The 24000-nt window shown below is 31.6% G+C and carries 28 protein-coding genes; 10 read left to right on the forward strand and 18 right to left on the reverse strand.

Annotated features, from left to right (window positions below; translation table 11 throughout):
• The first annotated feature begins 130 nt into the window (after positions 1-130).
• Positions 131-1408, forward strand: coding sequence for a replication-associated recombination protein A (locus AC15TD_RS04205; protein WP_484450882.1), 1278 nt, complete (start codon positions 131-133; stop codon positions 1406-1408).
• Positions 1409-1415: 7 nt separating this feature from the next.
• Here AC15TD_RS04205 and AC15TD_RS04210 read toward each other — a convergent pair whose 3' ends face one another.
• The 6 genes from AC15TD_RS04210 to radC form a co-directional block, all read right to left on the reverse strand.
• On the reverse strand, positions 1416-2273 hold the full coding sequence (locus AC15TD_RS04210) for a hypothetical protein (protein WP_484450883.1): 858 nt from the start codon (positions 2271-2273) through the stop codon (positions 1416-1418).
• Complete coding sequence (locus AC15TD_RS04215) at positions 2263-3660, reverse strand: DUF5723 family protein (RefSeq protein WP_484450884.1); 1398 nt, start codon at positions 3658-3660, stop codon at positions 2263-2265. Before AC15TD_RS04215 ends, AC15TD_RS04210 begins: the two co-directional genes overlap by 11 nt.
• Before the next feature lie 17 nt (positions 3661-3677).
• Complete coding sequence (locus AC15TD_RS04220; RefSeq protein WP_484450885.1) at positions 3678-4235, reverse strand: hypothetical protein; 558 nt, start codon at positions 4233-4235, stop codon at positions 3678-3680.
• A gap of 41 nt (positions 4236-4276) precedes the next feature.
• Complete coding sequence (locus AC15TD_RS04225; RefSeq protein ID WP_484450886.1) at positions 4277-4966, reverse strand: YjjG family noncanonical pyrimidine nucleotidase; 690 nt, start codon at positions 4964-4966, stop codon at positions 4277-4279.
• A 65-nt stretch (positions 4967-5031) separates the two neighbouring features.
• Entirely contained in the window at positions 5032-6345 is a 1314-nt protein-coding gene (locus AC15TD_RS04230) for a polysaccharide deacetylase family protein (RefSeq protein ID WP_484450887.1), read from the reverse strand.
• Positions 6346-7044 (reverse strand): RadC family protein, encoded by a 699-nt coding sequence (gene radC, locus AC15TD_RS04235; protein ID WP_484450888.1) that lies wholly within the window; start codon positions 7042-7044, stop codon positions 6346-6348.
• 63 nt (positions 7045-7107) lie between these two features.
• Here radC and AC15TD_RS04240 point away from each other — a divergent pair, with 63 nt between their 5' ends.
• Both AC15TD_RS04240 and AC15TD_RS04245 read left to right on the forward strand, forming a co-directional pair.
• Positions 7108-7704, forward strand: coding sequence for an FMN-binding negative transcriptional regulator (locus tag AC15TD_RS04240; protein ID WP_484450889.1), 597 nt, complete (start codon positions 7108-7110; stop codon positions 7702-7704).
• A 42-nt stretch (positions 7705-7746) separates the two neighbouring features.
• Positions 7747-8292, forward strand: coding sequence for a pyridoxamine 5'-phosphate oxidase family protein (locus AC15TD_RS04245; protein ID WP_484450890.1), 546 nt, complete (start codon positions 7747-7749; stop codon positions 8290-8292).
• A gap of 39 nt (positions 8293-8331) precedes the next feature.
• Here AC15TD_RS04245 and AC15TD_RS04250 read toward each other — a convergent pair whose 3' ends face one another.
• The 4 genes from AC15TD_RS04250 to AC15TD_RS04265 all read right to left on the reverse strand — a co-directional run bounded on the left by AC15TD_RS04250 (position 8332) and on the right by AC15TD_RS04265 (position 10846).
• Complete coding sequence (locus AC15TD_RS04250) at positions 8332-8559, reverse strand: VF530 family protein (RefSeq protein WP_484450891.1); 228 nt, start codon at positions 8557-8559, stop codon at positions 8332-8334.
• On the reverse strand, positions 8543-8764 hold the full coding sequence (locus AC15TD_RS04255; protein WP_484450892.1) for a DUF6500 family protein: 222 nt from the start codon (positions 8762-8764) through the stop codon (positions 8543-8545). Before AC15TD_RS04255 ends, AC15TD_RS04250 begins: the two co-directional genes overlap by 17 nt.
• A gap of 6 nt (positions 8765-8770) precedes the next feature.
• The gene (locus AC15TD_RS04260) at positions 8771-10033 is read right to left on the reverse strand and encodes a DEAD/DEAH box helicase (RefSeq protein ID WP_484450893.1); all 1263 of its coding nucleotides are present in this window, start codon (positions 10031-10033) and stop codon (positions 8771-8773) included.
• A gap of 117 nt (positions 10034-10150) precedes the next feature.
• Entirely contained in the window at positions 10151-10846 is a 696-nt protein-coding gene (locus tag AC15TD_RS04265) for a uracil-DNA glycosylase family protein (protein ID WP_484450894.1), read from the reverse strand.
• Between the two features lie 60 nt (positions 10847-10906).
• On the opposite strand from AC15TD_RS04265, the gene AC15TD_RS04270 reads away from it, so the two are divergent.
• The gene (locus tag AC15TD_RS04270) at positions 10907-11041 is read left to right on the forward strand and encodes a 30S ribosomal protein THX (protein WP_484450895.1); all 135 of its coding nucleotides are present in this window, start codon (positions 10907-10909) and stop codon (positions 11039-11041) included.
• A gap of 26 nt (positions 11042-11067) precedes the next feature.
• Here the strand turns inward: AC15TD_RS04270 and AC15TD_RS04275 are convergent, their stop codons facing one another.
• From AC15TD_RS04275 to AC15TD_RS04290, 4 genes are all read right to left on the reverse strand, one after another.
• Complete coding sequence (locus AC15TD_RS04275; RefSeq protein WP_484450896.1) at positions 11068-11790, reverse strand: hypothetical protein; 723 nt, start codon at positions 11788-11790, stop codon at positions 11068-11070.
• Between the two features lie 46 nt (positions 11791-11836).
• A complete protein-coding gene (gene yaaA / locus AC15TD_RS04280; protein ID WP_484450897.1) occupies positions 11837-12595 on the reverse strand; it encodes a peroxide stress protein YaaA in 759 nt (252 codons plus the stop codon).
• A 206-nt stretch (positions 12596-12801) separates the two neighbouring features.
• Entirely contained in the window at positions 12802-13845 is a 1044-nt protein-coding gene (locus AC15TD_RS04285; protein ID WP_484450898.1) for an RluA family pseudouridine synthase, read from the reverse strand.
• A 2-nt stretch (positions 13846-13847) separates the two neighbouring features.
• Entirely contained in the window at positions 13848-14405 is a 558-nt protein-coding gene (locus AC15TD_RS04290) for a PASTA domain-containing protein (RefSeq protein WP_484450899.1), read from the reverse strand.
• Between the two features lie 218 nt (positions 14406-14623).
• Here AC15TD_RS04290 and AC15TD_RS04295 point away from each other — a divergent pair, with 218 nt between their 5' ends.
• Both AC15TD_RS04295 and coaD read left to right on the forward strand, forming a co-directional pair.
• A complete protein-coding gene (locus AC15TD_RS04295) occupies positions 14624-15598 on the forward strand; it encodes a D-alanine--D-alanine ligase (protein WP_484450900.1) in 975 nt (324 codons plus the stop codon).
• A 112-nt stretch (positions 15599-15710) separates the two neighbouring features.
• On the forward strand, positions 15711-16166 hold the full coding sequence (gene coaD / locus AC15TD_RS04300; RefSeq protein WP_484450901.1) for a pantetheine-phosphate adenylyltransferase: 456 nt from the start codon (positions 15711-15713) through the stop codon (positions 16164-16166).
• Between the two features lie 29 nt (positions 16167-16195).
• Here the strand turns inward: coaD and AC15TD_RS04305 are convergent, their stop codons facing one another.
• The 3 genes from AC15TD_RS04305 to AC15TD_RS04315 all read right to left on the reverse strand — a co-directional run bounded on the left by AC15TD_RS04305 (position 16196) and on the right by AC15TD_RS04315 (position 19651).
• Positions 16196-17821 (reverse strand): SulP family inorganic anion transporter, encoded by a 1626-nt coding sequence (locus AC15TD_RS04305; protein ID WP_484450902.1) that lies wholly within the window; start codon positions 17819-17821, stop codon positions 16196-16198.
• A 172-nt stretch (positions 17822-17993) separates the two neighbouring features.
• The gene (locus tag AC15TD_RS04310; protein WP_484450903.1) at positions 17994-18623 is read right to left on the reverse strand and encodes a T9SS type A sorting domain-containing protein; all 630 of its coding nucleotides are present in this window, start codon (positions 18621-18623) and stop codon (positions 17994-17996) included.
• Positions 18624-19069: 446 nt separating this feature from the next.
• Positions 19070-19651, reverse strand: a complete 582-nt coding sequence (locus tag AC15TD_RS04315; protein ID WP_484450904.1) for an NUDIX hydrolase — start codon at positions 19649-19651, stop codon at positions 19070-19072.
• 130 nt (positions 19652-19781) lie between these two features.
• Here AC15TD_RS04315 and pyrE point away from each other — a divergent pair, with 130 nt between their 5' ends.
• Together pyrE and AC15TD_RS04325 are read left to right on the forward strand one after the other, a co-directional pair.
• A complete protein-coding gene (gene pyrE, locus AC15TD_RS04320) occupies positions 19782-20426 on the forward strand; it encodes an orotate phosphoribosyltransferase (protein ID WP_484450905.1) in 645 nt (214 codons plus the stop codon).
• Between the two features lie 37 nt (positions 20427-20463).
• Positions 20464-20859 (forward strand): SRPBCC family protein, encoded by a 396-nt coding sequence (locus AC15TD_RS04325; RefSeq protein ID WP_484450906.1) that lies wholly within the window; start codon positions 20464-20466, stop codon positions 20857-20859.
• Here the strand turns inward: AC15TD_RS04325 and AC15TD_RS04330 are convergent.
• Positions 20856-21587, reverse strand: a complete 732-nt coding sequence (locus tag AC15TD_RS04330) for a biotin--[acetyl-CoA-carboxylase] ligase (RefSeq protein ID WP_484450907.1) — start codon at positions 21585-21587, stop codon at positions 20856-20858. The genes AC15TD_RS04325 and AC15TD_RS04330 overlap by 4 nt on opposite strands.
• Positions 21588-21680: 93 nt before the next feature.
• Here AC15TD_RS04330 and rsfS point away from each other — a divergent pair, with 93 nt between their 5' ends.
• Together rsfS and ftsH are read left to right on the forward strand one after the other, a co-directional pair.
• Positions 21681-22052, forward strand: a complete 372-nt coding sequence (rsfS, locus tag AC15TD_RS04335; protein WP_484450908.1) for a ribosome silencing factor — start codon at positions 21681-21683, stop codon at positions 22050-22052.
• 5 nt (positions 22053-22057) lie between these two features.
• Positions 22058-23998, forward strand: coding sequence for an ATP-dependent zinc metalloprotease FtsH (gene ftsH / locus AC15TD_RS04340; protein ID WP_484450909.1), 1941 nt, complete (start codon positions 22058-22060; stop codon positions 23996-23998).
• The last annotated feature ends 2 nt before the right edge of the window (positions 23999-24000 follow it).

A 24000-nucleotide genomic window follows, 5' to 3' on the forward strand; every position in this document is an offset into this window, starting at 1 on the left:
CCTTTTATGAGACACGAATAAAAGATATAGCGGAAAGCACGACCCTTTTTAGGGGCACGCCAAAAAAAAGGCAAAAACATCTTCTTTATGAGAATCTTAAAAGTGAAAAAATTACATTAATTTTACTACTATGAATGAACCTTTAGCGGAACGATTACGACCTAAAACGCTTGATGACTATGTAAGCCAAACCCACTTGGTTGGCAAGAATGGCGCCTTAACGCAGCAAATAAAACAAGGTCTTATTCCGTCTATGATTTTTTGGGGACCACCTGGCACAGGAAAAACAACACTTGCCAATATTATCGCCACCGAATCTGGCAGACCTTTTTACACCTTAAGTGCTATAAATTCGGGCGTTAAAGATATACGAGATGTTATTGATAAGGCAAAGCAAAGTGGTGGATTATTTACCACTAAAAACCCCATTTTGTTTATTGATGAAATTCATCGTTTTAGTAAATCTCAACAAGATTCTTTATTACAGGCTGTTGAAAAAGGTTGGATTACACTTATTGGAGCAACCACAGAGAATCCGAGTTTTGAGGTTATTCCTGCACTTTTATCGCGCTGTCAGGTTTATATACTAAATGCCTTTGATAAAACCGATTTAGAGACCCTTTTAAGGCGTGCAATCAAACAGGACACCTGTTTGTCTGAAAAAAAAATAAAACTTAAAGAGATTAATGCCCTGTTAAAACTTTCTGGCGGCGATGCCCGAAAACTTCTGAACATTTTTGAACTTATTGTAAATTCTGAGGATACAGAAAACATTGTTATTACGGATGACGTTGTTTTAAAAAAAATACAAAACAATACGGTTAGGTATGACAAAACAGGTGAACAGCATTATGATATTGTTTCGGCATTTATCAAGTCCATTAGAGGAAGTGACCCCAACGCTGCTGTTTACTGGCTAGCCAGAATGATTGAAGGTGGTGAGGATGTAAAATTTATTGCAAGACGATTGCTTATCTTAGCCAGTGAGGATATTGGTAATGCCAACCCAACAGCTTTGGTGATTGCCAATAATACATTTCAGGCCGTTACTACCATTGGGTATCCCGAATCAAGAATTATTTTAAGTCAGTGCGCCACCTATTTAGCGTGTTCTGCTAAAAGTAATGCGTCATACATGGCTATAAATAAAGCCCAACAATTGGTTAAAGATACAGGTGATTTATCGGTGCCACTAGATATAAGAAATGCCCCAACAAAATTAATGAAAGAGCTTGGTTATGGTGACCAATACAAGTATTCTCATGATTATGAAAATAATTTTGCAAATCAAGAATTTTTGCCTGATATCATTAAAGGTTCTAAATTATATGATCCAGGAAAAAATTCGAGAGAACAAGCACATCGGGAGTTTTTAAAACAACGCTGGAAGGATAAATATGATTATTAGAGTGCTTTTAAAACTTAATGTTTAAAACATCTTGTTTTAGATAACCGTCTTCATAGTATTCTAAAATCCATTGGTCTCCCTTTTTTTGAATGGTTGCATTTAAATTTTCTACTAAAAACACATTTTCTAAACCTGTTTTTTTAATTCTGTAAACGACTTTCGGAGAACTATCAACTAACTGGTATCCGTTTTCTATTGCTTGTGCATATAAAATATTTGAAATACTTTCGGTTGAAGGAGTAACTACTTTCTTAGGTTCAATTACTGGAGGCTCAACCTTATCTCCTTTTTTAACTTCAGTTTGAACAACTTTAGCTGCTTTTTCTTCTTTTAAGGTTTGTATTTCTTCTTTTAATTTCTGAATCTTAAGTTCAGATTGTTCTTTTACTTTTGCTACTGGCACTTCTTCTTGAACCATAACATTCGCTTTTGGCGAAAATTTATAGTTAAGAGGCGCAAATGATTTAAACGCATTTCTCAATGCTTCATTATAAGCTTTTTGGTATTCTTTTTCTCTACTTTCTCCTTCTTTTGTTTTAAAAACGACCCTATCATTACAATCTTTTAATTCTACAATAAGCTTCGTCTTGAAAAGTCCTCCATCTTTATAAACATCAGATCTTAATGCCAAACATCGATCCTTTAGTAAGTCATTAGGATAATTATCGCCTTCCATTAATGGCAAAAAGCTATACTTTTCAAATAAAAAAACTGTCAACTCATTCAATCTATATTGATTTTCTGAATTTAAAAAATTATACTTTTTAGGAACAATAATATATTTATAATTGTTCAAATTGTTTTGTGAATATAGCCCTGTTACCATAAGAAATGCCAAGGACAGTAAAAAAAATCTAATCTTCATTATTTTTAAATATATAGTTTAACCCTATTTGTAAAGATACACTTTGTGCATTATATACATTATTATATTGAAAAAAATTATCCGCCATTACATACATATTAAACCCCTTAAGATTTGCAGAAATACCTAAACCGAGGTTATAAAACGAGTAAGAATCTAAAGTATAAGAAATTTTAGCTTGTAAGCCATTAAATACCCTTCTATAATAATAAGTTGTTATAGCCAGCTGCGGTTGTTTTGGTCTGTTTATTAAAAATAACTGTCCGCCTACAGCATTTAAATAGCCTACATCTTCTTTAAGGCAGTTACATTCCGTTTCCTTTTTTTTACCAAAAGCATAATTTACAGAAGCATTCAATTTTATAGGTCTCCAGGTTGTGTATTTGGTATTTACGGTATCCGGTTGAAATAAATCTTCAAAATCGTCTTCAATGTCACTCCAGTATTCGTCTGCTGTTTGATTTGTTTCTGTTTCTGGAAAAATAGGGTTAACACCTTCAAAAATCAGATCCCCTTTAACCTTATAAGTTTCTACATCCTTTTTATGAGAAATAAAACCGATATCAAGCAAACTGGCATCTATTGTTAATTGCTTATTGATTTGTTTGGTAAATCCGATATCAAAACCCAAACCCAAATTACCTCCTAACAAGACTCTTTTTTTAAAAGCATCTGTTATTTCTGATGATTCTAAGGCATCGTCGCTGGTTAGAGAGGCTATTCCTGAAGTTCGAACTTCTAAATCTAAATTAAAATAATGATCAAAAAAATTGTTTTGACCCTCAAGCGTATAAAACGATCCTTTATTTTTAGTTGAAGATATATTCATGATACTTGAATAAATTTTTCCTCTAAAACCAATAGTTAAGTCATCTGTTACTTTTTTATTTATGCCAACATGTAATACTGATATTAATTCGGCACTGGCATTGAAATCTCCCGCATTAAAAACTCTTCCTAGGTTATTATAATTTCCTTCGAGGGCTAAAATGCTATAATCTTCAGGAAAGTAAGCTATCATATCAAACTCTTGATATAATCCGAAACTGATGTATTTATCCTTTTCAAAACGATTTCCGTAAGCAAAACCACCTGAAAATATTTCAGTTTGCTCATTTAAAGTGAAAAAATCATTCTTATCCATACTATAAACTGCCTTGCGAAGTTTAGCGTTAAAATCAATACCATTATCTGCAAATAAATCATATACCGTTGCTCCTGAAGACCCAGCATGAAAATGAATATGAGATAATAACGGAATCCCAACATATCCCTTATTCTTAACTATTCCGCCCGGGTTTTGCAAAAGCGACTGCGGAATTTCTGAGAAACCATAGAGTAATTGCTTGTTTTGAGAAAACAAGCTCGCTGAAATAAGACAACACATATAAAAGAAGACTTTTTTCACAGAAAATTATCAATTGTGAAGTAGAACAATCCTTTTGATTTTAAAGTAATGTCTCCCAATGTATTATCATCAATTGGTTCTCCTGACTGCAAGGTTATTGTAAAAACAAGTTTTACAGTACGCTTTAAGGCTACTAAATCATCATCTTCAAAAACCACCAATTGCTCTGTAATAATATCTTGATTATTGATTGATTGGGGCGCTAAAAGCATTATGGAATATTGTGTGTCATCATTACTGTCAATAAAATCTATGTCTAGTTGAAATGCTCTATTTATAGAGTTTATACTTTCAAAAGTAAATGCTGCCTTAGTTAAATCATCAACGGTCAATTTATTATTAAAAATGTCTAAAAGAACAAAATCTTGAGACACAGAAATTTCTCCATTATTATAAAAATTTGTTGCTGGTGCGTTAAAATAAATAATACTTGACTCTAAAACAGGATTAATTTCTAAATCATCTATTTGATTAAAATCAACATCTTTAGTACAAGACATTGATAAAACAAAGAGGCAAATTGAAAGGTTTTTATATGTTAAAAGATTTTTCATCATCATTCTATTTAACGAAAATATTGCCACTATCGTATGATTTATAAATACTTCTTTAGATCGATTAAACTGTCTATTTCCCTTACATTTTCATTATTCACATGGCTATTTACATTAAAAAAAATCGCATCCATACCTATATTACAAGCACCAAGAATATCTGCTTCATAATTATCGCCTATCATTATACTTTGACCTACTTGAGTTTTGGCAATATTTATCGCATAGTTAAAAATTTCAGGATTCGGTTTCTTTACGCCCACTTGCTCTGAGTTGGTTACGGTATTAAAATAGTGCTCAATATTTGAATGCTTCAATTTCTTTTGCTGAACTTCTTCAAAACCATTTGTAATGATATGAAGCTTGTAATTTACATGTAAGTAGTTTAAAACATCAATGGTATGATCAAACAGATGATTAAAAGTTGATAGATGGGTAATATAATCCTCTGAAAGTTTATATATAATGTCTTTGTCTATGGTTTTATGAATGGCTAAAAAAGCATCATTTAATCTTCCAAATCGTAAAGATGCTTTATCTATCTTCTCTTCACGATAAAGTTTCCAATAGTTTAGATTTATTGGTTCATAATGCGATAAAAAATGAGTCATATCGACATCAATATTATTAAGCTTAAAAATCTTTTTAAAAGTGAGCGCTGAATTTTTATCAAAATCCCATAAGGTATGATCTAAATCAAAAAAAACATCGGTTATATTTTCAATTTTCATCTATATATTTATTTTTTTTATTGGTAAGATAGTATTTACCAACCATTATTTGAGTTGATAACCACTTAATTGTTATCACTTATTTCATTTGCAGAATCTAATATTATATTGAACAATTCTTTAAAACCTTTCCATCTAGGAGAATCACTAAAGGTATAATTATGAAAAACTGGAATAAATTCACCATCTACGTTCTTTACTTCATTAATAATTTGCATTAAAACCTGTTTTTTATCTAATTGTGATTTGGTTTTTAATAAAGCGTAATCCATCAAATGATAAGACCATATTTTTAATGGTGTTTGCGTTTCGTAATCTAAATCATAAAATAAAAAGGGTGTACAGGTTCCTGCTCTAAATCCGATTTGATTCACGTATCCCATGGTATAATCTTCCTGTATTTCAAGTTCAATTAGGTTTCTGTAAGATTCTGGTAAATTAAGTTTTGAAAAGGATTGTCTTGAGGCCTTTAAAGACGTGTTTATAATGCTTTCCATTCTTATTTTTTCCTTTTTCAAAATCGCAGGATTATGAAGCGCAAAGTAGGATGCTTTTAAACCTACACTGCAATAATCTGCCACTTGCTTTATGAGCGAAACGAATTTCTTTTTATTAGGATTAATTCCTTTATCATATGTTGAATAATCTCCTATCAAGAAAAAGAATAAGAACTTATGCTTGGTTTGTTTTTGTTTATTAATAATATATTTAAACGTATCATAAGGATCATGATTAAAACCAAAAAGCACCATAAATCTATAATATAATCTTCTTAGTTTAAATTTTGACATATCCTTTAAGATGCCTCCAAAGGTTCTTAAAATTCCTTTTAACTTAAAACTATATGCTGCTGGCACATCAATAATAGGTTTAATACTATAAACTCTTCTTGGAAAATTAAATTTAGGATATTGTTTTTCTAATAAATTTCTAAACTTATATGCCCAAATATCAACAACGGGTTGATGTAAGAACCCATATTTAAAACCAATACTCTCCGTTGCCGAAAACCTACCAAATTCGTCATTTACGTGTGGTAAATACTCCTCATATCTTGATAATAAATAAAAAGAGGCGGCAAAAATATCATAAGGAACTGCACTTTTATCACCATTATAAAAAAAACACTTAGTGTTTTCCCAGTCATGAATATTAATTTCTACATCCGATAGGCCTTGTTCAAATAAAATCTCATGGCTTTTTACAAAAAACTCATTACCAAGTTGTTGTTTTGTGTAGGACATTTTTAAGCTGTCATGAGCTATAAACTCTTCAATACCAGTAGTAAATGAAACCTCAATACCCAAAACTCTGGTACATATGTGTTTAAATACATATCTTAACCTTGGTGTGATTTTATGTGTATAGACTAAAAGCATTTATATAATATTTTCATCGGCAAAACTAAAGTATGCCTTTTCGGTTACAATAATGTGATCTAATACTTTTATATCTAAACTTTCAGAAGCTAGCTTTAGTTTACTAGTAATTTGCTTGTCCGCTTCACTCGGTTTTAAAGTCCCAGACGGGTGGTTGTGCGTAAGTATTAAACCTGTTGCTCCTACTTCTAACGCCTGCTTTAATACAAGTCTTACATCAACTAAGGTACCCGTTATTCCACCTTTACTTAATTGACTTTTAAGAATCACTTTATTGGAGTTATTTAAATAAATAATCCAAAATTCTTCATGTTGCAATTCTCCAATAACAGGTTGCATCAATTCAAAAACAGAAACACTCGATGTTATTTTCTTGTTCTCTAAAGCATCTTCGCCTCTGCGCCTTCGCCCTAATTCTAAAGCGGCTGCAATGGTTATTGCTTTTGCTTCTCCTATGCCTTTAAAGGTCATTAGCTGTTTTATGGAGAGCTTTCCTAATGCACTTAAATTATTATCTACACTTTGTAAAATGCGCTTACACAAATCTACAGCACTTTCATCTCTGTTTCCCGAACTAATTAAAATAGCAACCAATTCTGCATCACTTAAAGCCGCCTTGCCTTTATAAAGCATCTTCTCTCTTGGTTGGTCATCTTGAGACCAGTTTTTAATAGAGAATGAGGTAGATTTTTCTTGCATTTGATAAAGATAAATATTGTAATTTTATAAATCAACAATCATTAATTTAAAATAGCTAACAAGTTGAATTATCCGCCAAAACAACATCAGGATGACAATAAAGATCATATGATAGAAGTGATAAAAACCTATCCATTAGCTACTCTAATTTCAGTAAATAACAACCAACCCTATATAACACATTTACCTTTAATTTACAGAGAAGAAGACGGAAAACTCATTGGACACATTGACAAATTCAACCCACATGCTAAATTACTGAAAGATGAATATCCTATAAACATTATTTTTTCAGGACCGCAGTGTTATATTTCTCCCAGTATTTACAACACAACACAGTTACCAACCTGGAATTATATTAAAGTGCACTTAAAGGGTAGCGTAAAAGCGATTGAAAGTAAAGAAGCGTTGAAAGATTCGCTCATTATCATGACGGCCTTTTTAGAACATCCAGAACATAAATATGTTTTAGAACCAGATAACCCAAGAATGGAAGGTGCTTTAGAATACATAAAAATGTTTGAGATAACTATTTTAGATTGGGAAGGAAAATTCAAGCTGTCTCAAGATAAAAAACCACAAGACATTACAAACGCCAGAGAAGAACTTAAAAGAGCAAATCAAGCTAGTATTTCAAGGTTTTTAGATAGTGTGTTTTAGTTGGAAATAACTTGATTATTAAACACTTAAAAATACAGAAAAATGACGTCATTCAGTAAACACATTCTTATTGCTTTTTCTATTATTCTTTTGATACCATTAAAGAATTTTAGTCAAAATACACAGCACAAAACCTCTTCAAAAGAACGATTAATAGAAGCCGCCAAAGATATTATGGCCACTGCTACGACGTGTGCATTAATCACCGTAAATGATAATCGTCCTATGGTTAGAGTCATGGATCCTTTTCCACCGGAAAGCGATTTCACGGTTTGGTTTGGTACTAATCCAAAAAGCAGAAAAGTAAATCAGATTAAAAAGAATCCCAAGGTAACGTTATACTATTTAGAGAAAGATGCATCGGGTTATGTTGTTATACACGGAATAGCGCAATTAGTTAACGATCAAGCAGAAAAAGAAAAACGATGGAAAGATGAATGGGAAGTATTTTACCCTGATAAATCAGAAAGTTATTTATTGATAAAAGTTTCTCCTGAATGGATGGAAGTTATAAGCTACAAACATGATATTATTGGAGATACTGCAACCTGGAAACCACCTTTTTTAGTATTTGATTCAAAAGATTAAGACGCATTAATTATTTTCAGTTTTAAGTGATACTTAAAACTATCTAATTTGATTTTTTAACATCATTAGATACATGTTTTCCACTTTGACTCTTGCCCAAGGTGTACGCCGTAAAAATTTTAAACTGGACTTTACTGAAGGGTTTTCTGTGAAACACTTTATTTTTATGGTATAACCCATATATTCCCAGCCATAGTGAGACTCTAGGTCTGTAATGATTTTTTCTAAGGTGATACCGTGGAGCGGATTATTAGGTTGAGATTCCATGCACAAGACGTTTAATTTTTAACGCTTTTTCAAAATGATCTAATTTTTCGGTCATAATCCACCACTCTGCTACTTCCATCAACAATTCTGGATGTTTATTCTTATTTGAAAAAAACGCATAAAAAGAAACTCCCACTTCGTCTCCTTTTGCTTCTATTTTTTTATCACAAACTTCTAAAATTCTATCTCTAAGACTTTTTAGCATATCATTTTAACTTCGTCGTTTGTTACGTTTTGGTCTTCTGGAATTATTGCTACCTGTTCGTTTTGAATTTGAATGATTACTAGGTTTATTTCTTCCCGATCGTTGTTGTTTTTTCTCAGGCTCAGTAGAAGCATTTGGGTCTGGCTCAAAACCTTCTATTATTTCAACAGGAAGTTTAATCCCTACTAATTTTTCAATATCGCGTAAATACGTAGTTTCATCGGCACTGACTAAAGAAATAGCTTCACCACTGGCACCTGCTCTTCCTGTTCTACCAATTCTGTGAACATAATCCTCAGAAATATTAGGCAATTCAAAATTAATAACATGTGGTAATAACGGAATATCTAGTCCACGTGCTGCAATATCTGTAGCAACTAAAACCCGTACACTTCCGTTTTTAAATCCAGATAATGCTTTGGTTCTGGCTCCTTGACTTTTGTTTCCATGTATAGCTGCTGCTGAAATATTGGCCGTAACCATTTTTTTACAAAGCTTATTAGCACCATGTTTAGTGCGAGTAAAAACCAACACTTGTTTCCAATTACCCTCTGAAATTAACTTAATGATGAGTCCTGTTTTTAAACTCTTAGCAACGCGATATACTTTTTGGCCAATAGCATCAACCGTTATATTTTCTGGAGTTGCCTCAACTTGAACAGGATGATTTAATATGCCATGAGCCAACTTTCTTATTTCTTTTGAAAATGTAGCCGAAAACATTAAATTCTGTCTTCGTTCGGGCATCATTTTTATCACGCGCTCTATGTCACGGAGAAACCCCATGTCTAGCATACGATCGGCTTCATCTAAAACAAAAATTTCAACACGTTTTAAAGATAACAATCCTTGATTTTGTAAATCAAGCAATCGACCTGGAGTTGCTACCAAAATATCAACACCTTGCCTTATAGTTGCTGCTTGTGGTTTTTGATTTACACCACCAAAAATAACCGCAGACCTGAGATTTAAAAACTCACTGTACTCTTTCACATTGGCATAAACCTGAGCCGCCAATTCGCGTGTTGGTGTTAAAATTAAAGCACGAATAGGTCTGAATTTTTCTTTAGGGTTTTCAGAAAGTATATGTAAAAGTGGTAAGGTAAAACCTGCTGTTTTTCCCGTTCCTGTTTGCGCTGACGCTAAAACATCTTTTCCTTGTAAAATAGGTGGAATCGCTTTTTCTTGAATTGGTGTAGGTGTATCGTATCCTTTTTTGCTAATCGCTTTTAGCAAGGCTTGAGATAAGCCTAATGAATTAAATGACATATAAATAGTTTGTAAATGACCATCTATTTATTAGCGCCATTTTATTTTAAGTTGCAAAGATACGCTTATTTATTTCGATACTAAATAAAGATTGTCTAATATGATAAAACAATATATTTATTTAAAAAACTCTCGATACTGTATCTCTCTAAAATCATAAGTATTGAAGTTAGGATTTTTGTTTTTTAAGTGTTTGTAAAAGGGGGTTTTACTAATAGAAATATTGGCTGCTCCTGAACTTGAAGTTAAGGATACTGTTTTTATAATCCTAGAAGGTATTTCTTCAGTTTTAGCAGATTTCTGCGTTCTACTCGGAATAACAAATTCGTGTAATCGAGGTACTTCGTTTGACACCAATTTCATTTTAATGCCATAAGATTTAATATGTTTCCTAAAAAAATATTCGGGTCCATTTTTACTATTACCGCCAGTAAACAAGAGTGTATCAATATTTGGAAATTTGTTCAAGTAACCCACCAAATCTCTTAATTTTACATTATGCATCCCTAAATCTGAAGCATCTAGTTTTTCGCGTTCACAACTTTCAACAATGTCACAAACGCCCATTTTATGAGTGATTAAAAATTCTTTTCGTTGATCTATAGCCTCGTTAGAATTATCATAACGTAGATTCAATTTATGAATTTTGTCTAAATAAAGCCATAACGAATTGTAATAACTTCCGTAGCAAAAATCAACATCTCTTTCTAAAAGTTCGCCTGTTGAGAACCTTGGTGGTGGAAGCGTCCCAACAATTAATTTTGTTGTATTTTCTTTAATAAAAGGTTTGTATGGATGCTGGTGTTTAAACACGTTTTACTAGGATTTTTCTTAATCTTTTTGTACTTTATACATTCTAAAATTTACAACATTATGGGTAAAGGAGATAAAAAAACAAAACGCGGAAAAATTCATAGAGGAACTTATGGTACAAGAAGACCTCGCATAAAAAAAAGACGCTCTGCTGAAAATAAAATAGATATCGATAACAAGGCAAAAGCTAAATAATGCTAATCGTTGAATCAATTAAAAAACTATAGACTATTTCTAAGTTTTTCAACTTCAACAATAGTTTTTCTATATATTTTCTTATTTTGATTTGTCATGTACTGAGCCTCCTTATGTATTTCGTCTAAAATATCTTTCCCCTCTTGTGTTTTATTTATTTTTATTAAAAACTGCGCCAAAACAAAACGCTCATCATAAAAAGAAAAACGAATATCTATTTCTTTTAAATTGGCTTCAGCTTCTTCCAATTTTCCAATTTTTTCTAAAGCCAAACCATATAAAAATTGAGATCTGGTTTTTTTAAATTCTGAATGATCTATAATTTTTTCAGCATACACAATAACATTTTCATAATCTTCTAAAGCAAAATATGATTTTATAAGTTGTTCAATAACATAAAAATCATTTTGGAAATTCCCCTCAAGCGCACTTAAGTAATGTAAAATAGCCTTGTCATAATTTTCAATTTCCGCATACGCATCAGCTAAATTTATTCTATTTTGATACGTTTCAGAGAACTGTAATTTGGCTTCCAAATCTTTTATCCTCTTAGTTGGGTTAATAATGGAAACCACATTTTCTTGTATTTTCTCTGCATCACGTTTGTTATATACGTTTATAATTAAATAAATAATGCAGCCTATTAGCGGAATAAATAATATGATTAATGCCCAATAGAATGGGTTTTTGTATTTGAATACATGATATAAGCAATAGGCTTGTAGTATAATGATGAAGTAAAAATACATTCAGAATTTGTTAAATGGGGTTTCACAATACTGCCAAAAGTAGGCATTATCTAATAAATACCAATTCGTTGCTGGTAGACATCGAATCACTTAAACCATAACCTCCATAATTAAACCCCTTTATATCATCAATGGTTTCAGCGTCGGTGTCTATAATGTACCGCGACATTAATCCTCTTGCTTCTTTTGCGAAAAACGAGATTATTTTATATTGGCCATTTTTAAAATCTTTAAAAGAGACAGAAACAACGGGCACTTTTAATGATTTTATATCTATAGCTTTAAAGTATTCATTACTGGCAAGATTTAAAAATAATTCATCATCTTCAAGCTCTTCATTTAAAGCTTTCGTAATTGTTTTTTTCCAGAACTCATATAGATTTTTATTTTTACCAATAGGAAATTTTGTGCCCATTTCTAATCGGTACGGTTGAATTAAATCAGTTGGTTTTAACAAGCCATAGAGACCTGAAATAATTCTAACTGTATCCTGAAGTTTATCTAGTTTCTCATTTGGAATAGAATATGCATCTAAACCTTTGTAAACATCACCACTAAAAGCGTAAATAGCTGGTCTTGCATTCTCTTGAGTAAAGGGTAATTGCCACTCTTGATTACGCTCATAATTTAATTGCCCTAAGGCATCAGAAATATTCATAAGTTTTGATAAACCTCTTGCAGATTTCTTTTTAAGCAATGCATTAATGCGTTCAGATTCTTTTAAAAATTGCGCTTCCGTTGCTATAGAATTTGGTAAAAGACTTTCAAAATCCAGAGATTTTGCAGGTGATATAACAAGTTTCATAAATTAATGAGTTTGTATTTTAATACAAATTTACAACTACATCATTAGATTGAAAAATGTACATTACAATTATTTATAATGATATAATAGATTGAAATGATAGTATTAAATTTGTAAAAAGATATTCATTTAACTGCAGATATAAATTATTAAAAAAATCTAAATCATAAAATTAAACGAAACAAGAAACTTCTTTACTAGTATAATTACTCCAACTCTTGATGTTTAGAATAGGTTTTCCATTTTTCTATACATTCAGACATATCGTCTGGAATTGGGGTATTAAAACTCATAAACTTGCTTGTTTTTGGATGTACAAAACCCAAAGTTTTAGCATGCAATGCTTGTCTTGGCAGCACTTTAAAACAATTATCCACAAACTGTTTGTATTTAGTAAACGTGGTTCCTTTTAATATTTTTTCACCACCATAACGTTCGTCATTAAAAAGCGTGTGCCCAATGTGTTTCATATGTACACGTATTTGGTGGGTTCTACCTGTTTCTAACTTACATGACACTAACGTTACATAACCCAACCGTTCTAACACTTTATAATGTGTAATGGCCGGTTTTCCTTTATCAGCTTCATCACCAAAATAAACCGTATTCTGCAATCTGTTTTTTGGGTGACGACCAATATTTCCTTCAATAGTTCCTTCATCGTCTTCTATATTTCCCCAAACCAATGCCACATATTCCCGTTCACTTGTTTTTTCAGCAAATTGAAGTGACAAATGTGCCATAGCATGTTCGGTTTTAGCAATCACTAATAGTCCACTAGTATCTTTGTCTATTCTATGAACTAAACCTGGCCGATTACTAGAATTATTTGGTAAATTATCAAATCTGTGAATAAGTGCATTTATTAGCGTACCTGAATAATTCCCATGCCCTGGATGTACCACCATACCTGCCGGTTTATTCACAACCAAGAGTGTATCATCTTCATAAACTACATCTAATGGGATATCTTCACCAACTAGTAAATTTTCATAAGGTGGATGTGCAAACAACACGCGTATTTTATCATAAGGTTTTACCTTATAATTTGATTTTACGGCAATACCGTTTACAAAAATACTTCCGTTTTTTGCACCTTCCTGAATTTTATTTCTAGTAGCATTCTCAATAAAATTCATTAAATATTTATCTATACGAAGTGGTGTTTGACCTTTATCTACAGTAAATGAATAGTGCTCATACAAATCATCGTTTTCATCTTCTGCCTCATTTGGTATATAGTTTTCCATTTTTAATTTGGTCTTTTTCCATTACCAAGTACCAAATCAATTTTTGATGTTTTTGGTAACATATCACCTGCTTGAATAAGTTTTCCTTTATACATCATTTTTAAAACCATGTCTCTTCCAATATTATTTTCATAGGTAACTTTTCCAACCGAAAAACCTATAGCTTCTAATGTTGGTTTTGCTTGCCTAAACGTACGCTCCTTTAACTCTGGAACACCTATTTTTCTATATCCTGAAGGATTTAAAGTAATATAAATCTTCCTGTCTTCTTTAACTTGAGCACCTGCTTTTGGTTCTTGTTCAATGACAGAAAACCGCGGGTAATTTGGATTGAAATTGGCAGAATCTTGTATTTTAAATACTAAATTATTTTGTTCAAGCTCTATTTTAGCCACATCTATTGATTTTCCTGTAAGGTTTGGAACCGTTTCAAAATCGCCATGATTGGTTGAGACGTTTAACCATTTTAAAAGTATAAAGCATAATACTACAATAGCGACAACGGCTAATATAAGTTGTTTTAAAAATGTTTTACTGTACAAGAATTTAATAACGCTCATGAATAGTCAATAATTTTAACAAAACTAAACAAATTTATGTTTCTAAAATTTAATTATCATAATTTTAGTTATATCATATACGTAATATAAACTCTAAAAAGTTTTTAAAAAGTTGCATTATTTTTTTCGTGTTATTATCGTTTAGAATAAATAAATGATATTTTTACGTAACGCTTTTACCCGTTGTTTATTTGATTTAATAAATCTTAAGTAATCACATGAAAAAAAATATTGCTATCATTATGGGAGGCTATTCTAGCGAATATAAAATCTCTTTAAAAAGTGGAAACGTTGTTTTTGAAACTTTAGACCAATCTAAATACAATCCATATCGCATCCATATTTTTAAAGACAAATGGGTATATGTGGACACTAATGAGAATGAATTTTCTATTGATAAAAATGATTTTTCTATTACCATAAACGAGTCAAAAATTATATTTGATTGTGTTTTTAATGCCATTCATGGGTCTCCTGGTGAAGATGGCTATTTGCAGGCATATTTTAAACTTCTTAATATTCCCCAAACCAGTTGCGACATGTACCAAGCTAGCATAACGTTTAACAAACGTGATTGCCTAAGTATCTTAAAGCCTTATGGTATTAAAGCTGCAGAATCTTTTTATTTGAACCTTGGAGACGTTATTAATAAAGACGCTATTATAAGTAAGGTAGGCTTACCTTGTTTTGTTAAAGCTAATAAAGCTGGTAGTAGTTTTGGTATTTCAAAAGTTTATAAAAAAGAAGATTTACAACAGGCTATAGATGTTGCTTTTAAAGAAGATGATGAAATTATTATTGAATCTTTTTTAGAAGGCATTGAGGTTTCAGTTGGTGTTATTACCTATAAAGGAAAAACCAAAGTGTTACCCATAACAGAGATTGTAAGTGAAAATGATTTTTTCGATTATGAAGCTAAGTATCAAGGAAAATCAAAAGAAATAACACCTGCCAGAATAACGAAAGAGGAAGAAATTAAAGTTACTAACGCAGCAAAACAAGTATATGAAATTTTAAAAATGAAGGGGTTTTCAAGAAGTGAATTTATTTTTAAAAACGGAGAACCTCATTTATTAGAAATGAATACCATTCCTGGTTTAACCAAAGAAAGTATTTTACCGCAGCAAGCAGCTTGTGCAGGAATCAGTTTAAGTGATTTATTTGATAATGCCATTAAAGAAGCTTTAAAATGAGTATTATCAAGGCCATTATTATAATTGAAAATAATATACAACGTGAATTACATCTGGCAATTAAAAAACTGTTGGTTGTAAACAGATGAAATAAAAATTGTAATTTTAAATTATGAAGAAAGCACTTTTTCCAGGATCTTTTGATCCCTTAACTTTAGGTCATGTTGATATTATCAAACGTGGGGTGGATGTTTTTGATGAAATAATTGTCGCGATTGGTATTAATTCTGAAAAGAGTTATATGTTTTCTTTAGAAGAACGCAAACAATTTATTGAAGAGACTTTTAAAAACGAGCCAAAGGTTAAAGTAATTACCTATGAAGGGTTAACCGTTCAGTTTTGTATTGATATAAACGTCCCTTTTATTTTGCGTGGCCTACGTAATCCTGCCGATTTTGAATTTGAAAAAGCCATTGCACATACCAACAGGCATCTTTCTAAAATTGAAACAGTTTTCCTGTTAACTTCGGCTAAAACGTCGTTTATAAGTTCTAGTATTGTTAGAGATGTTATTAGAAACAAAGGTAATTACACCGTTTTAGTTCCTGATAGTGTTAGAGTAAAATAGCTGTTAGCAAAAGTTAAGCTTGTAACTAATCACAGCTTATATTCAGACAATCCTTTAGTAAATGCTTCTGGATTTTCTGCTAAGTGATACCGTGGATCATCAATATCTTCTTCAATAACTTCATGAAACTTTGGATTAGATTTGTAAAGTAATATTTTACAATCTTCACTTAAATGCTTTAATTTAATGGACTTACCTTCAGCTTCATACTTATTTACTAAATTATAAATAGCTTCAATAGCCGAATGATCACTAATTCTAGACTCCACAAAATCAACTTCAACGTTTTGCGGATCATTTTTGACGTCAAACTTATCATTAAATGCTAAAATAGAACCAAAAAACAGAGGTCCCCAAATTTCATAAACCTTTGTGCCATCTTCACGCATTCGTTTACGTGCTCTAATACGTTTTGCATTTTCCCATGAAAATACTAAAGCACTCATAATCACTCCTGAAATAACCGCTATTGCCAAATCAAAAATCACTGTTAAAGAAGATACAGCCACTAACACAATAACATCACTTAATGGAATTTTATTCAATATTCTAAAGCTACTCCAAGCAAACGTACCAATAACTACCATAAACATAACACCAACTAACGCACTAATAGGAACTTGCTCAATAAATCCTGACGCAAATAAGACAAATGCTAACAAAGCTAAAGCTGCTACAACACCAGATAATCTTCCTCTACCTCCTCCTTTTATATTAATAAGAGATTGACCAATCATGGCACATCCACCCATACCACCAAAAAACCCGGTAATAATATTAGCACCACCCTGAGCTAAACACTCTCGGTTTGTATCTCCCCGTGTTTCAGTTAATTCATCAACTAAATTTAATGTCATTAATGATTCAATAAGTCCAATAGCAGCTAAAATCAACGCATATGGAAATATGAATTTTATTGTTTGAAAATTAAAAGGCACTTTACTAAAAATATCCAATTGAAATTGTGGCAAACCGCCTTTTAAACCTTCTCCCCCGCCTTCTCTAATAAAACTTCCAACGGTAGGTACATCTTCTAATTTTCCAAAAATAACTATAGCAGACACCACCAAAATTGCAATTAAGGCTTCCGGTAGTTTTTTAGTGATTTTAGGAAGACCGAACATAATCGCAATCGTTAAACCAACAAGCCCAACCATTGTCCAAAGCTGTGTCCCTTGCATCCAAATAGCTTCTCCGTTTTCATACACCATGAACATTTTTAACTGAGATAAAAATATTACAATGGCCAAACCATTTACAAAACCCATCATAACAGGATGCGGTATTAAACGTATAAACTTACCAAGTTTTAAAACGCCCGCAAGCATTTGAATAACACCCATTAAAATAACAGTAGCAAACAAATAATAAAGTCCGAGATTTTCATTTTCAGCACCCATAGCATTACCCTCGGCAACTAAAGATACCATTACGACAGCCAGAGCACCGGTAGCACCACTAATCATTCCTGGTCTTCCTCCAAAAATAGAGGTTATAAACCCAACCATAAACGCTGCATACAAGCCAACTAACGGATCTACACCTGCTACAAAAGCAAAAGCTACTGCTTCTGGAACTAACGCTAAAGCAACAGTAAGTCCACTTAAAATATCGTTTTTTACGTTTGTTGTTTGTTTCCTAATAAATTCTGTCATGGTCTTTTTTTGAAGGGGCAAATTTACTGTTAATATAGATACTACCAAGACTTTGTCTATATTAATTCTTTAATTTAAGCACTAAAACGCTTGAAACTAAAAACAATATAGATGAGCGTTTTTTAAAAATTAGTATTCTCAATTAGATTGGTCTCGAACAAAATAACCGTTATTAAAAAAGCGCATTTATAACATCCAATGTATAGATTGAAATAAAAAAAGGAGCCTTATTATTATATAAGACTCCTTTAATAAAATTACTATTTCCTTTTTCTAATTTCTTAACTATTATCTTTTTGGTTATGGTTCTATATTCAGATACAAATTGAACCACATACATGCCTAAATTTAATTTACTCGTATCAATAACTTCAGCTCCATATTTTAAATTATTAGCTTCTCCCGACATAATTTGTCTACCTCTAATATCAATAACCTTATAATTCATAGTCTCATCATCCAACAATTGAATTTCTACACTTAATGTATTGATTACAGGGTTAGGGAAGAATTTAGAATCTCCGTTAGACCTTATAAAATCATTCTTAAATGTTTCGTAATCACTATACGAATTAACTAAATCATTTAAGCCCGAAGAATAAGTTGCTCCTTTACCCGTAATAGATTTTGAATTACTCCCTTTACTAAAATATTTATTAAAGAAATAACAGAACCATCTTGATCCTATTACCAAATTAAGAGCTCCTTGTGCATCTAATGAAGCACAAATACGGTTATCTGCGATTAAATTTGCTACATCAAATCCTGAAGTCTTACCTGGTACTACAATACTTAAATCCAATGTCTCCGGATTATAAACTAAACTATGAATTCTGTAAAAACCTCTTTTATTTATCTCAAAAGATGGTGTGTTTGATACATCTAAAATAGTTAGAGTAAATGCATTAGTTAATACAAATAACTATTGATACCCTTTTGGCATAATAGCTGCCTCATTTTCTTGAGCTGTAATAACTGTAGATCCATTATCTAAATAGTTTATTGCTTGAGGTGAATATAAAGTTCCAGAAGTAGCAACCTAATCCAAATTAAAAACAGTCAAAATATGCAAATAGAAGGGTTTTTATCATGAATCCGAAAATTCTTCGCAATAGAACTACAAATCAAAAACCTTGATGAAGAAAATTTTTGATTCTAAAGAAAAATTGATGAGGATTTTACTAAAAAGTAGCATATGCTAAATTAGATTGGCTAGACAAATCAAATAGGAAAAAGCATATTCGCAAATTAAATCAATAACTTAATATTAGCATAAGAGTTTTGGAGTGCTTGCTCAGTCTGTTCTTTATTTAACCACTCAACTTTGGTAATTCCCTCTTCTGCCTGCGCATAAAAATCTCCATTAAAATTAGTTTTCATTTCAAACCAATAGGTGACTTTTATTCTATGTCTTCCGTTACGCTTAAATATATGATATGTTGTTTCTAAAGGTTTTACTATTTCTAAACCATTTACACCTGTTTCTTCAGTGACTTCCCTAATAGCTGTTTCTTCAATGGTTTCTCTTCTTTCGGCTTTTCCTTTTGGTAAATCCCATTTATCGTTTCTGTAAATAAACAAAATATCCCCTCTATTATTATAAACCTTACCGCCTCCAGCAATAACATTTGGCAACTTTTTCAAGAATTTTTTAAGTAATTTATCGCTATCCTTATGAATAAGACGCACCTCTTTTAAAGACGTTGTATTCAACTCTTTAATTACTTTCCCAATATGAACGGTATTAAGTAAGTAATTCTTAAAGTTAGTTTCTTGTTCTACTTTGGTTGTTAAAACAATAGGCTTATCTCCTACAAAAACATTACACATAAATATATTTAAAAATTTTCAATGAAGTAAAAATATCATTTTTAGATACAAATTGGCTATTGTTGAAAAAAATATTTTTAATGATTATCAACAGCCATTAAAATCTAAATTTATATGTAATTTTGTTTTTATGATTTTTAATAAAGAAACTGCCAAAAAAACTGCCGAAGTTTTATTGCAAGTAAATGCTATAAAACTAAGCCCAAAAGAACCGTTTACTTGGGCTTCCGGATGGAAATCACCAATTTATTGTGATAATCGGATTATTTTATCTTTTCCTCAAATTAGAAACTACATTCGAGAAAAAATGGGAAAAGAAATAGAAAAACTTTATGGAAAACCCGATGTTATTGCTGGTGTAGCTACTGGTGCTATTGGTATAGGCATATTGGTTGCAGAATATTTAGGATTACCCTTTATTTATGTTAGACCGGAAGCTAAAGGTCATGGTAGAAAAAACCAAATTGAAGGATATATTGAAAGCGGACAAAGTGTTGTAGTGGTTGAAGATTTAATAAGCACCGGAAAAAGTAGTCTAAATGCTGTAAAAGCGTTGAAGGAAGCAAACATTAATGTAAAAGGAATGGTTGCTATTTTCTCTTATGGTTTTGAAGTAGCTACAGAAAATTTTAAAAAGGAAAACGTGACACTTCACACGTTAAGTAATTATGAAAACTTATTAGAACAAGCTTTAGACACCAAATATATTGCAGAAAAAGAATTAAAAACATTATCAGCTTGGAATTCAAACCCAAGCGAATGGAATGCTATTTGATATAATAGTATTTTCAGAAATTAATAAGAAAACAAAAATGAATTTAGAATCACCTAAAATAAATGTAAGTAAATCACCTCAAGAAGTATTTGATTTTTTATCAGATATTAAAAACTTTGAATCTTTAATGCCTGAGAACATTAGTAAGTTTGAAGTATTAAGTGATGACACCTTCCTATTTGCTTTAAAAGGCATGCCAGAAATTATACTTAAAAAAAAGGAAATTATTCCGCCCAATAAAATTATACTTGGAGCCACAGGTGGGAAATTAGATTTTTCACTTACAGGAAATATTGTAGAAGTTAGTGAAAACACTAGTGAAGTTCAACTTGAGTTTAGTGGTGACTTCAATCCTATGATGGCTATGATGATAAAAGGGCCGATTAGTAAATTTATTGAAACTTTAGCTTCAAGTATACCAAAGTTTATTTAATACAAAAGCGTAATATCTTTTAAATCATAATCCTTAATAATATCATCTTCAATTAAAACCTGAAGATTTCCAGATAAGGACACCTTCTTTATAATTCCAGAAAACACATAACCTTCAGCATCTTTAAACGTTGAGGGTTTATTTTTTCTAAACAGATAAGACTCATATTCCAGTTTTAAAAAATCAAATTCCTCTTTTCTTAAAATCATAAAGTAATATTTTAAATATTTAATTATGGTAAAAAGTACTTCATCAAGATTAAACGTACTTCCAGACAATAGTTTTAATGAAGACGCTTTAGGTAAACCTTTAAAATCTGTTTGATTAACATTTAGGCCAATGCCAATAATAGTTGCTCTTAAACTATTCTGTTTTATAACATTTTCAATCAAAATACCACATATTTTTTTATCTTCTGACAAAATGTCGTTAGGCCACTTGATACTTAATTTTGGCACCAAAAAACTTTGTAATGTTTTAATTATAGCCAAAGAAGTAGCCATACTAATATAAAATGGATGCTCTACATATAGTTTCGAAACATCTTTAAACACACTCATTGTTAAGTTTTTAGAACTTTCTGATTCCCAAATGGTCCCCATTTGCCCTCTACCATTTGTTTGATTCTCCGTCTGCACAATAGTATAATCTTTTAAAATACTATCCCCAGAAAGCTTTCTTAAATAACTGTTTGTAGAATCGGTGGCATTAAGTTTGATTAGATGCATTCTATTGTTATTATACTTGTATAGAATCTTATGATTATTTTAAGGTATAAAGAACCAAAAAAATAATAACTTTGCACAAATTAAATAAAATTAATGGCGAAAAAAAATTTAGGAGCAGACCATCTCATATCTGCGATAATAAATGGTATTGAAGATGTTAAAGGAAATGAAATAAGTATTCTTGATTTAAGAGATATAGAAAATACGGTTTGTGATTACTTTATAATTTGTGAAGGCTCTTCAAATACACAAGTAAATGCCATTTCAAATTCCATACAGAAAAAAGTTAGTAAAGAATTAAAAGATCATCCTTGGCATGTTGAAGGTGAAGATAATGCCGAATGGATATTAATAGATTATGTTAATGTAGTTGTTCATGTGTTTCAAAAACATATTAGAGACTATTATGACATTGAAAGCCTATGGGGTGATGCTAAAACAACAATAATAGAAACGAGTTATTAAAAACGATGGCAAACGACAAAAAAAATATAAAAGACAAAAAGCCAAAATTTAATCCATACTGGATTTATGGAATTGTGATTGCATTTTTCTTAGCAATTCAATTGTTCAGTAGTATTGGCACACAAGAAGGTACTTCAACTAACCCTACACAGTTTTTAAATTTTGTAGCTGATGGTGATGTTGAAAAAGTTGAAATAGTAAATAAACGCGTTGCAAAGGTTTATTTAACAAGAGACGCTGAGCAAAAAGAAATTCACAAAAAGTCTAAACCGAGTACGTTAATCCCGACTGCGACCAAATTACCAAACTACAAGTTTGAGTTTGGGGACTTGCAGATTTTTCAGAATCAATTAAATGAAGTTATTAAAGAAAATAATCTTGATTTAACTCCCGTATACATTACAGAAGACAATTTCTTTGGTGATATTTTAATTAGTATATTACCGTTCATTCTACTCATAGGGGTTTGGATTTTTATTATGCGACGTATGTCTGGTGGTTCCGGTGGTGGCGCTGGTGGCCAAATTTTTAATATCGGAAAATCCAAAGCAAAACTATTTGATCAAAATACAGAAGTTAAAACTACTTTTAAGGATGTTGCTGGTTTAGAAGGGGCTAAAGAAGAAGTTCAAGAAATTGTAGATTTTCTTAAATTCCCTGAAAAATATACTACTCTTGGGGGGAAAATCCCAAAGGGAGCATTACTTGTTGGTCCACCTGGAACAGGAAAAACATTATTAGCCAGGGCTGTAGCTGGCGAAGCTAAAGTGCCTTTCTTTTCATTATCAGGATCAGATTTTGTTGAAATGTTTGTAGGCGTTGGAGCTTCTAGAGTTAGAGATTTATTCAAACAGGCTAAAGAAAAATCACCTTCTATTATTTTTATAGATGAAATTGATGCTATTGGTCGTGCTAGAGGAAAAAATGCTATGTCTGGTAGTAATGACGAGCGTGAAAACACCTTAAATCAACTATTAACAGAAATGGATGGTTTTGGAACCAATACGAACGTTATTGTTGTTGCTGCAACCAACAGAGCTGATATTTTAGATAAAGCGCTAATGCGTGCTGGACGATTTGACAGGCAAATTTTTGTGGACTTACCAGATGTTAGAGAACGTAAAGAAATTTTTGAAGTTCACTTGCGTCCGCTCAAAAAGGCAAAAGATTTAGATCTTGATTTTCTTTCCAAGCAAACACCTGGTTTTTCTGGAGCTGATATTGCGAATGTTTGTAATGAAGCAGCTTTAATTGCTGCAAGAAATGGCAAAAAAGAAGTAGATAAACAAGATTTCTTAGATGCTGTTGATAGAATTATAGGTGGATTAGAAAAGAAAAATAAAATCGTTACGCCTGCAGAAAAGCGCGCGGTTGCTTTTCATGAAGCCGGTCATGCTACTGTGAGTTGGATGCTTGAACATGCCGCTCCATTGGTAAAAGTAACCATTGTACCTCGTGGAAGATCATTAGGAGCTGCCTGGTATTTGCCTGAAGAACGTTTAATAGTTCATCCAGAGCAAATGCTTGATGAAATGTGCGCTGCCTTAGGAGGTAGAGCTGCTGAAAAAGTGATTTTTGATAAAATTTCTACTGGGGCTCTTAGTGATTTAGAAAAAGTAACAAAACAAGCTAGAGCTATGGTTACCGTTTATGGCCTAAGTGATAAAATTGGAAACTTAACGTATTATGATTCTTCGGGTCAAAATGAATATGGATTCACCAAACCTTATAGTGAAAAAACAGCTGAACTCATTGATAAAGAAATTTCCGATTTAATTGAAACACAATATAAACGTGCTATAAAACTACTGGAAGACAATAAAGATAAACTTACAGAATTAGCGAATGTCCTTCTAGAAAAAGAGGTTATTTTTAAAGACAACCTCGAAAAAATATTTGGAAAACGTGGTTTTGACAAAGAAGAAATTGCGACAGTGGTCGAATAAAT

This window comes from Yeosuana sp., from assembly GCF_057126245.1.

What these genes read in the sequence shown, in the direction of transcription:
- AC15TD_RS04330 (WP_484450907.1), bottom strand. Translation starts at nt 21,587, where the DNA reads ATGCATCTAATCAAACTTAATGCCACCGATTCTACAAACAGTTATTTA.
- coaD (WP_484450901.1), top strand. Translation starts at nt 15,711, where the DNA reads ATGAAGAAAGCACTTTTTCCAGGATCTTTTGATCCCTTAACTTTAGGT.
- AC15TD_RS04245 (WP_484450890.1), top strand. Translation starts at nt 7,747, where the DNA reads ATGACGTCATTCAGTAAACACATTCTTATTGCTTTTTCTATTATTCTT.
- AC15TD_RS04290 (WP_484450899.1), bottom strand. Translation starts at nt 14,405, where the DNA reads ATGAGCGTTATTAAATTCTTGTACAGTAAAACATTTTTAAAACAACTT.
- radC (WP_484450888.1), bottom strand. Translation starts at nt 7,044, where the DNA reads ATGCAAGAAAAATCTACCTCATTCTCTATTAAAAACTGGTCTCAAGAT.
- AC15TD_RS04255 (WP_484450892.1), bottom strand. Translation starts at nt 8,764, where the DNA reads ATGCTAAAAAGTCTTAGAGATAGAATTTTAGAAGTTTGTGATAAAAAA.
- AC15TD_RS04325 (WP_484450906.1), top strand. Translation starts at nt 20,464, where the DNA reads ATGAATTTAGAATCACCTAAAATAAATGTAAGTAAATCACCTCAAGAA.
- AC15TD_RS04295 (WP_484450900.1), top strand. Translation starts at nt 14,624, where the DNA reads ATGAAAAAAAATATTGCTATCATTATGGGAGGCTATTCTAGCGAATAT.
- AC15TD_RS04220 (WP_484450885.1), bottom strand. Translation starts at nt 4,235, where the DNA reads ATGAAAAATCTTTTAACATATAAAAACCTTTCAATTTGCCTCTTTGTT.
- AC15TD_RS04260 (WP_484450893.1), bottom strand. Translation starts at nt 10,033, where the DNA reads ATGTCATTTAATTCATTAGGCTTATCTCAAGCCTTGCTAAAAGCGATT.
- AC15TD_RS04210 (WP_484450883.1), bottom strand. Translation starts at nt 2,273, where the DNA reads ATGAAGATTAGATTTTTTTTACTGTCCTTGGCATTTCTTATGGTAACA.
- yaaA (WP_484450897.1), bottom strand. Translation starts at nt 12,595, where the DNA reads ATGAAACTTGTTATATCACCTGCAAAATCTCTGGATTTTGAAAGTCTT.
- AC15TD_RS04285 (WP_484450898.1), bottom strand. Translation starts at nt 13,845, where the DNA reads ATGGAAAACTATATACCAAATGAGGCAGAAGATGAAAACGATGATTTG.
- AC15TD_RS04275 (WP_484450896.1), bottom strand. Translation starts at nt 11,790, where the DNA reads ATGTATTTTTACTTCATCATTATACTACAAGCCTATTGCTTATATCAT.
- AC15TD_RS04250 (WP_484450891.1), bottom strand. Translation starts at nt 8,559, where the DNA reads ATGGAATCTCAACCTAATAATCCGCTCCACGGTATCACCTTAGAAAAA.
- AC15TD_RS04315 (WP_484450904.1), bottom strand. Translation starts at nt 19,651, where the DNA reads ATGTGTAATGTTTTTGTAGGAGATAAGCCTATTGTTTTAACAACCAAA.
- AC15TD_RS04215 (WP_484450884.1), bottom strand. Translation starts at nt 3,660, where the DNA reads ATGTGTTGTCTTATTTCAGCGAGCTTGTTTTCTCAAAACAAGCAATTA.
- AC15TD_RS04225 (WP_484450886.1), bottom strand. Translation starts at nt 4,966, where the DNA reads ATGAAAATTGAAAATATAACCGATGTTTTTTTTGATTTAGATCATACC.
- AC15TD_RS04230 (WP_484450887.1), bottom strand. Translation starts at nt 6,345, where the DNA reads ATGCTTTTAGTCTATACACATAAAATCACACCAAGGTTAAGATATGTA.
- ftsH (WP_484450909.1), top strand. Translation starts at nt 22,058, where the DNA reads ATGGCAAACGACAAAAAAAATATAAAAGACAAAAAGCCAAAATTTAAT.
- rsfS (WP_484450908.1), top strand. Translation starts at nt 21,681, where the DNA reads ATGGCGAAAAAAAATTTAGGAGCAGACCATCTCATATCTGCGATAATA.
- pyrE (WP_484450905.1), top strand. Translation starts at nt 19,782, where the DNA reads ATGATTTTTAATAAAGAAACTGCCAAAAAAACTGCCGAAGTTTTATTG.
- AC15TD_RS04205 (WP_484450882.1), top strand. Translation starts at nt 131, where the DNA reads ATGAATGAACCTTTAGCGGAACGATTACGACCTAAAACGCTTGATGAC.
- AC15TD_RS04270 (WP_484450895.1), top strand. Translation starts at nt 10,907, where the DNA reads ATGGGTAAAGGAGATAAAAAAACAAAACGCGGAAAAATTCATAGAGGA.
- AC15TD_RS04305 (WP_484450902.1), bottom strand. Translation starts at nt 17,821, where the DNA reads ATGACAGAATTTATTAGGAAACAAACAACAAACGTAAAAAACGATATT.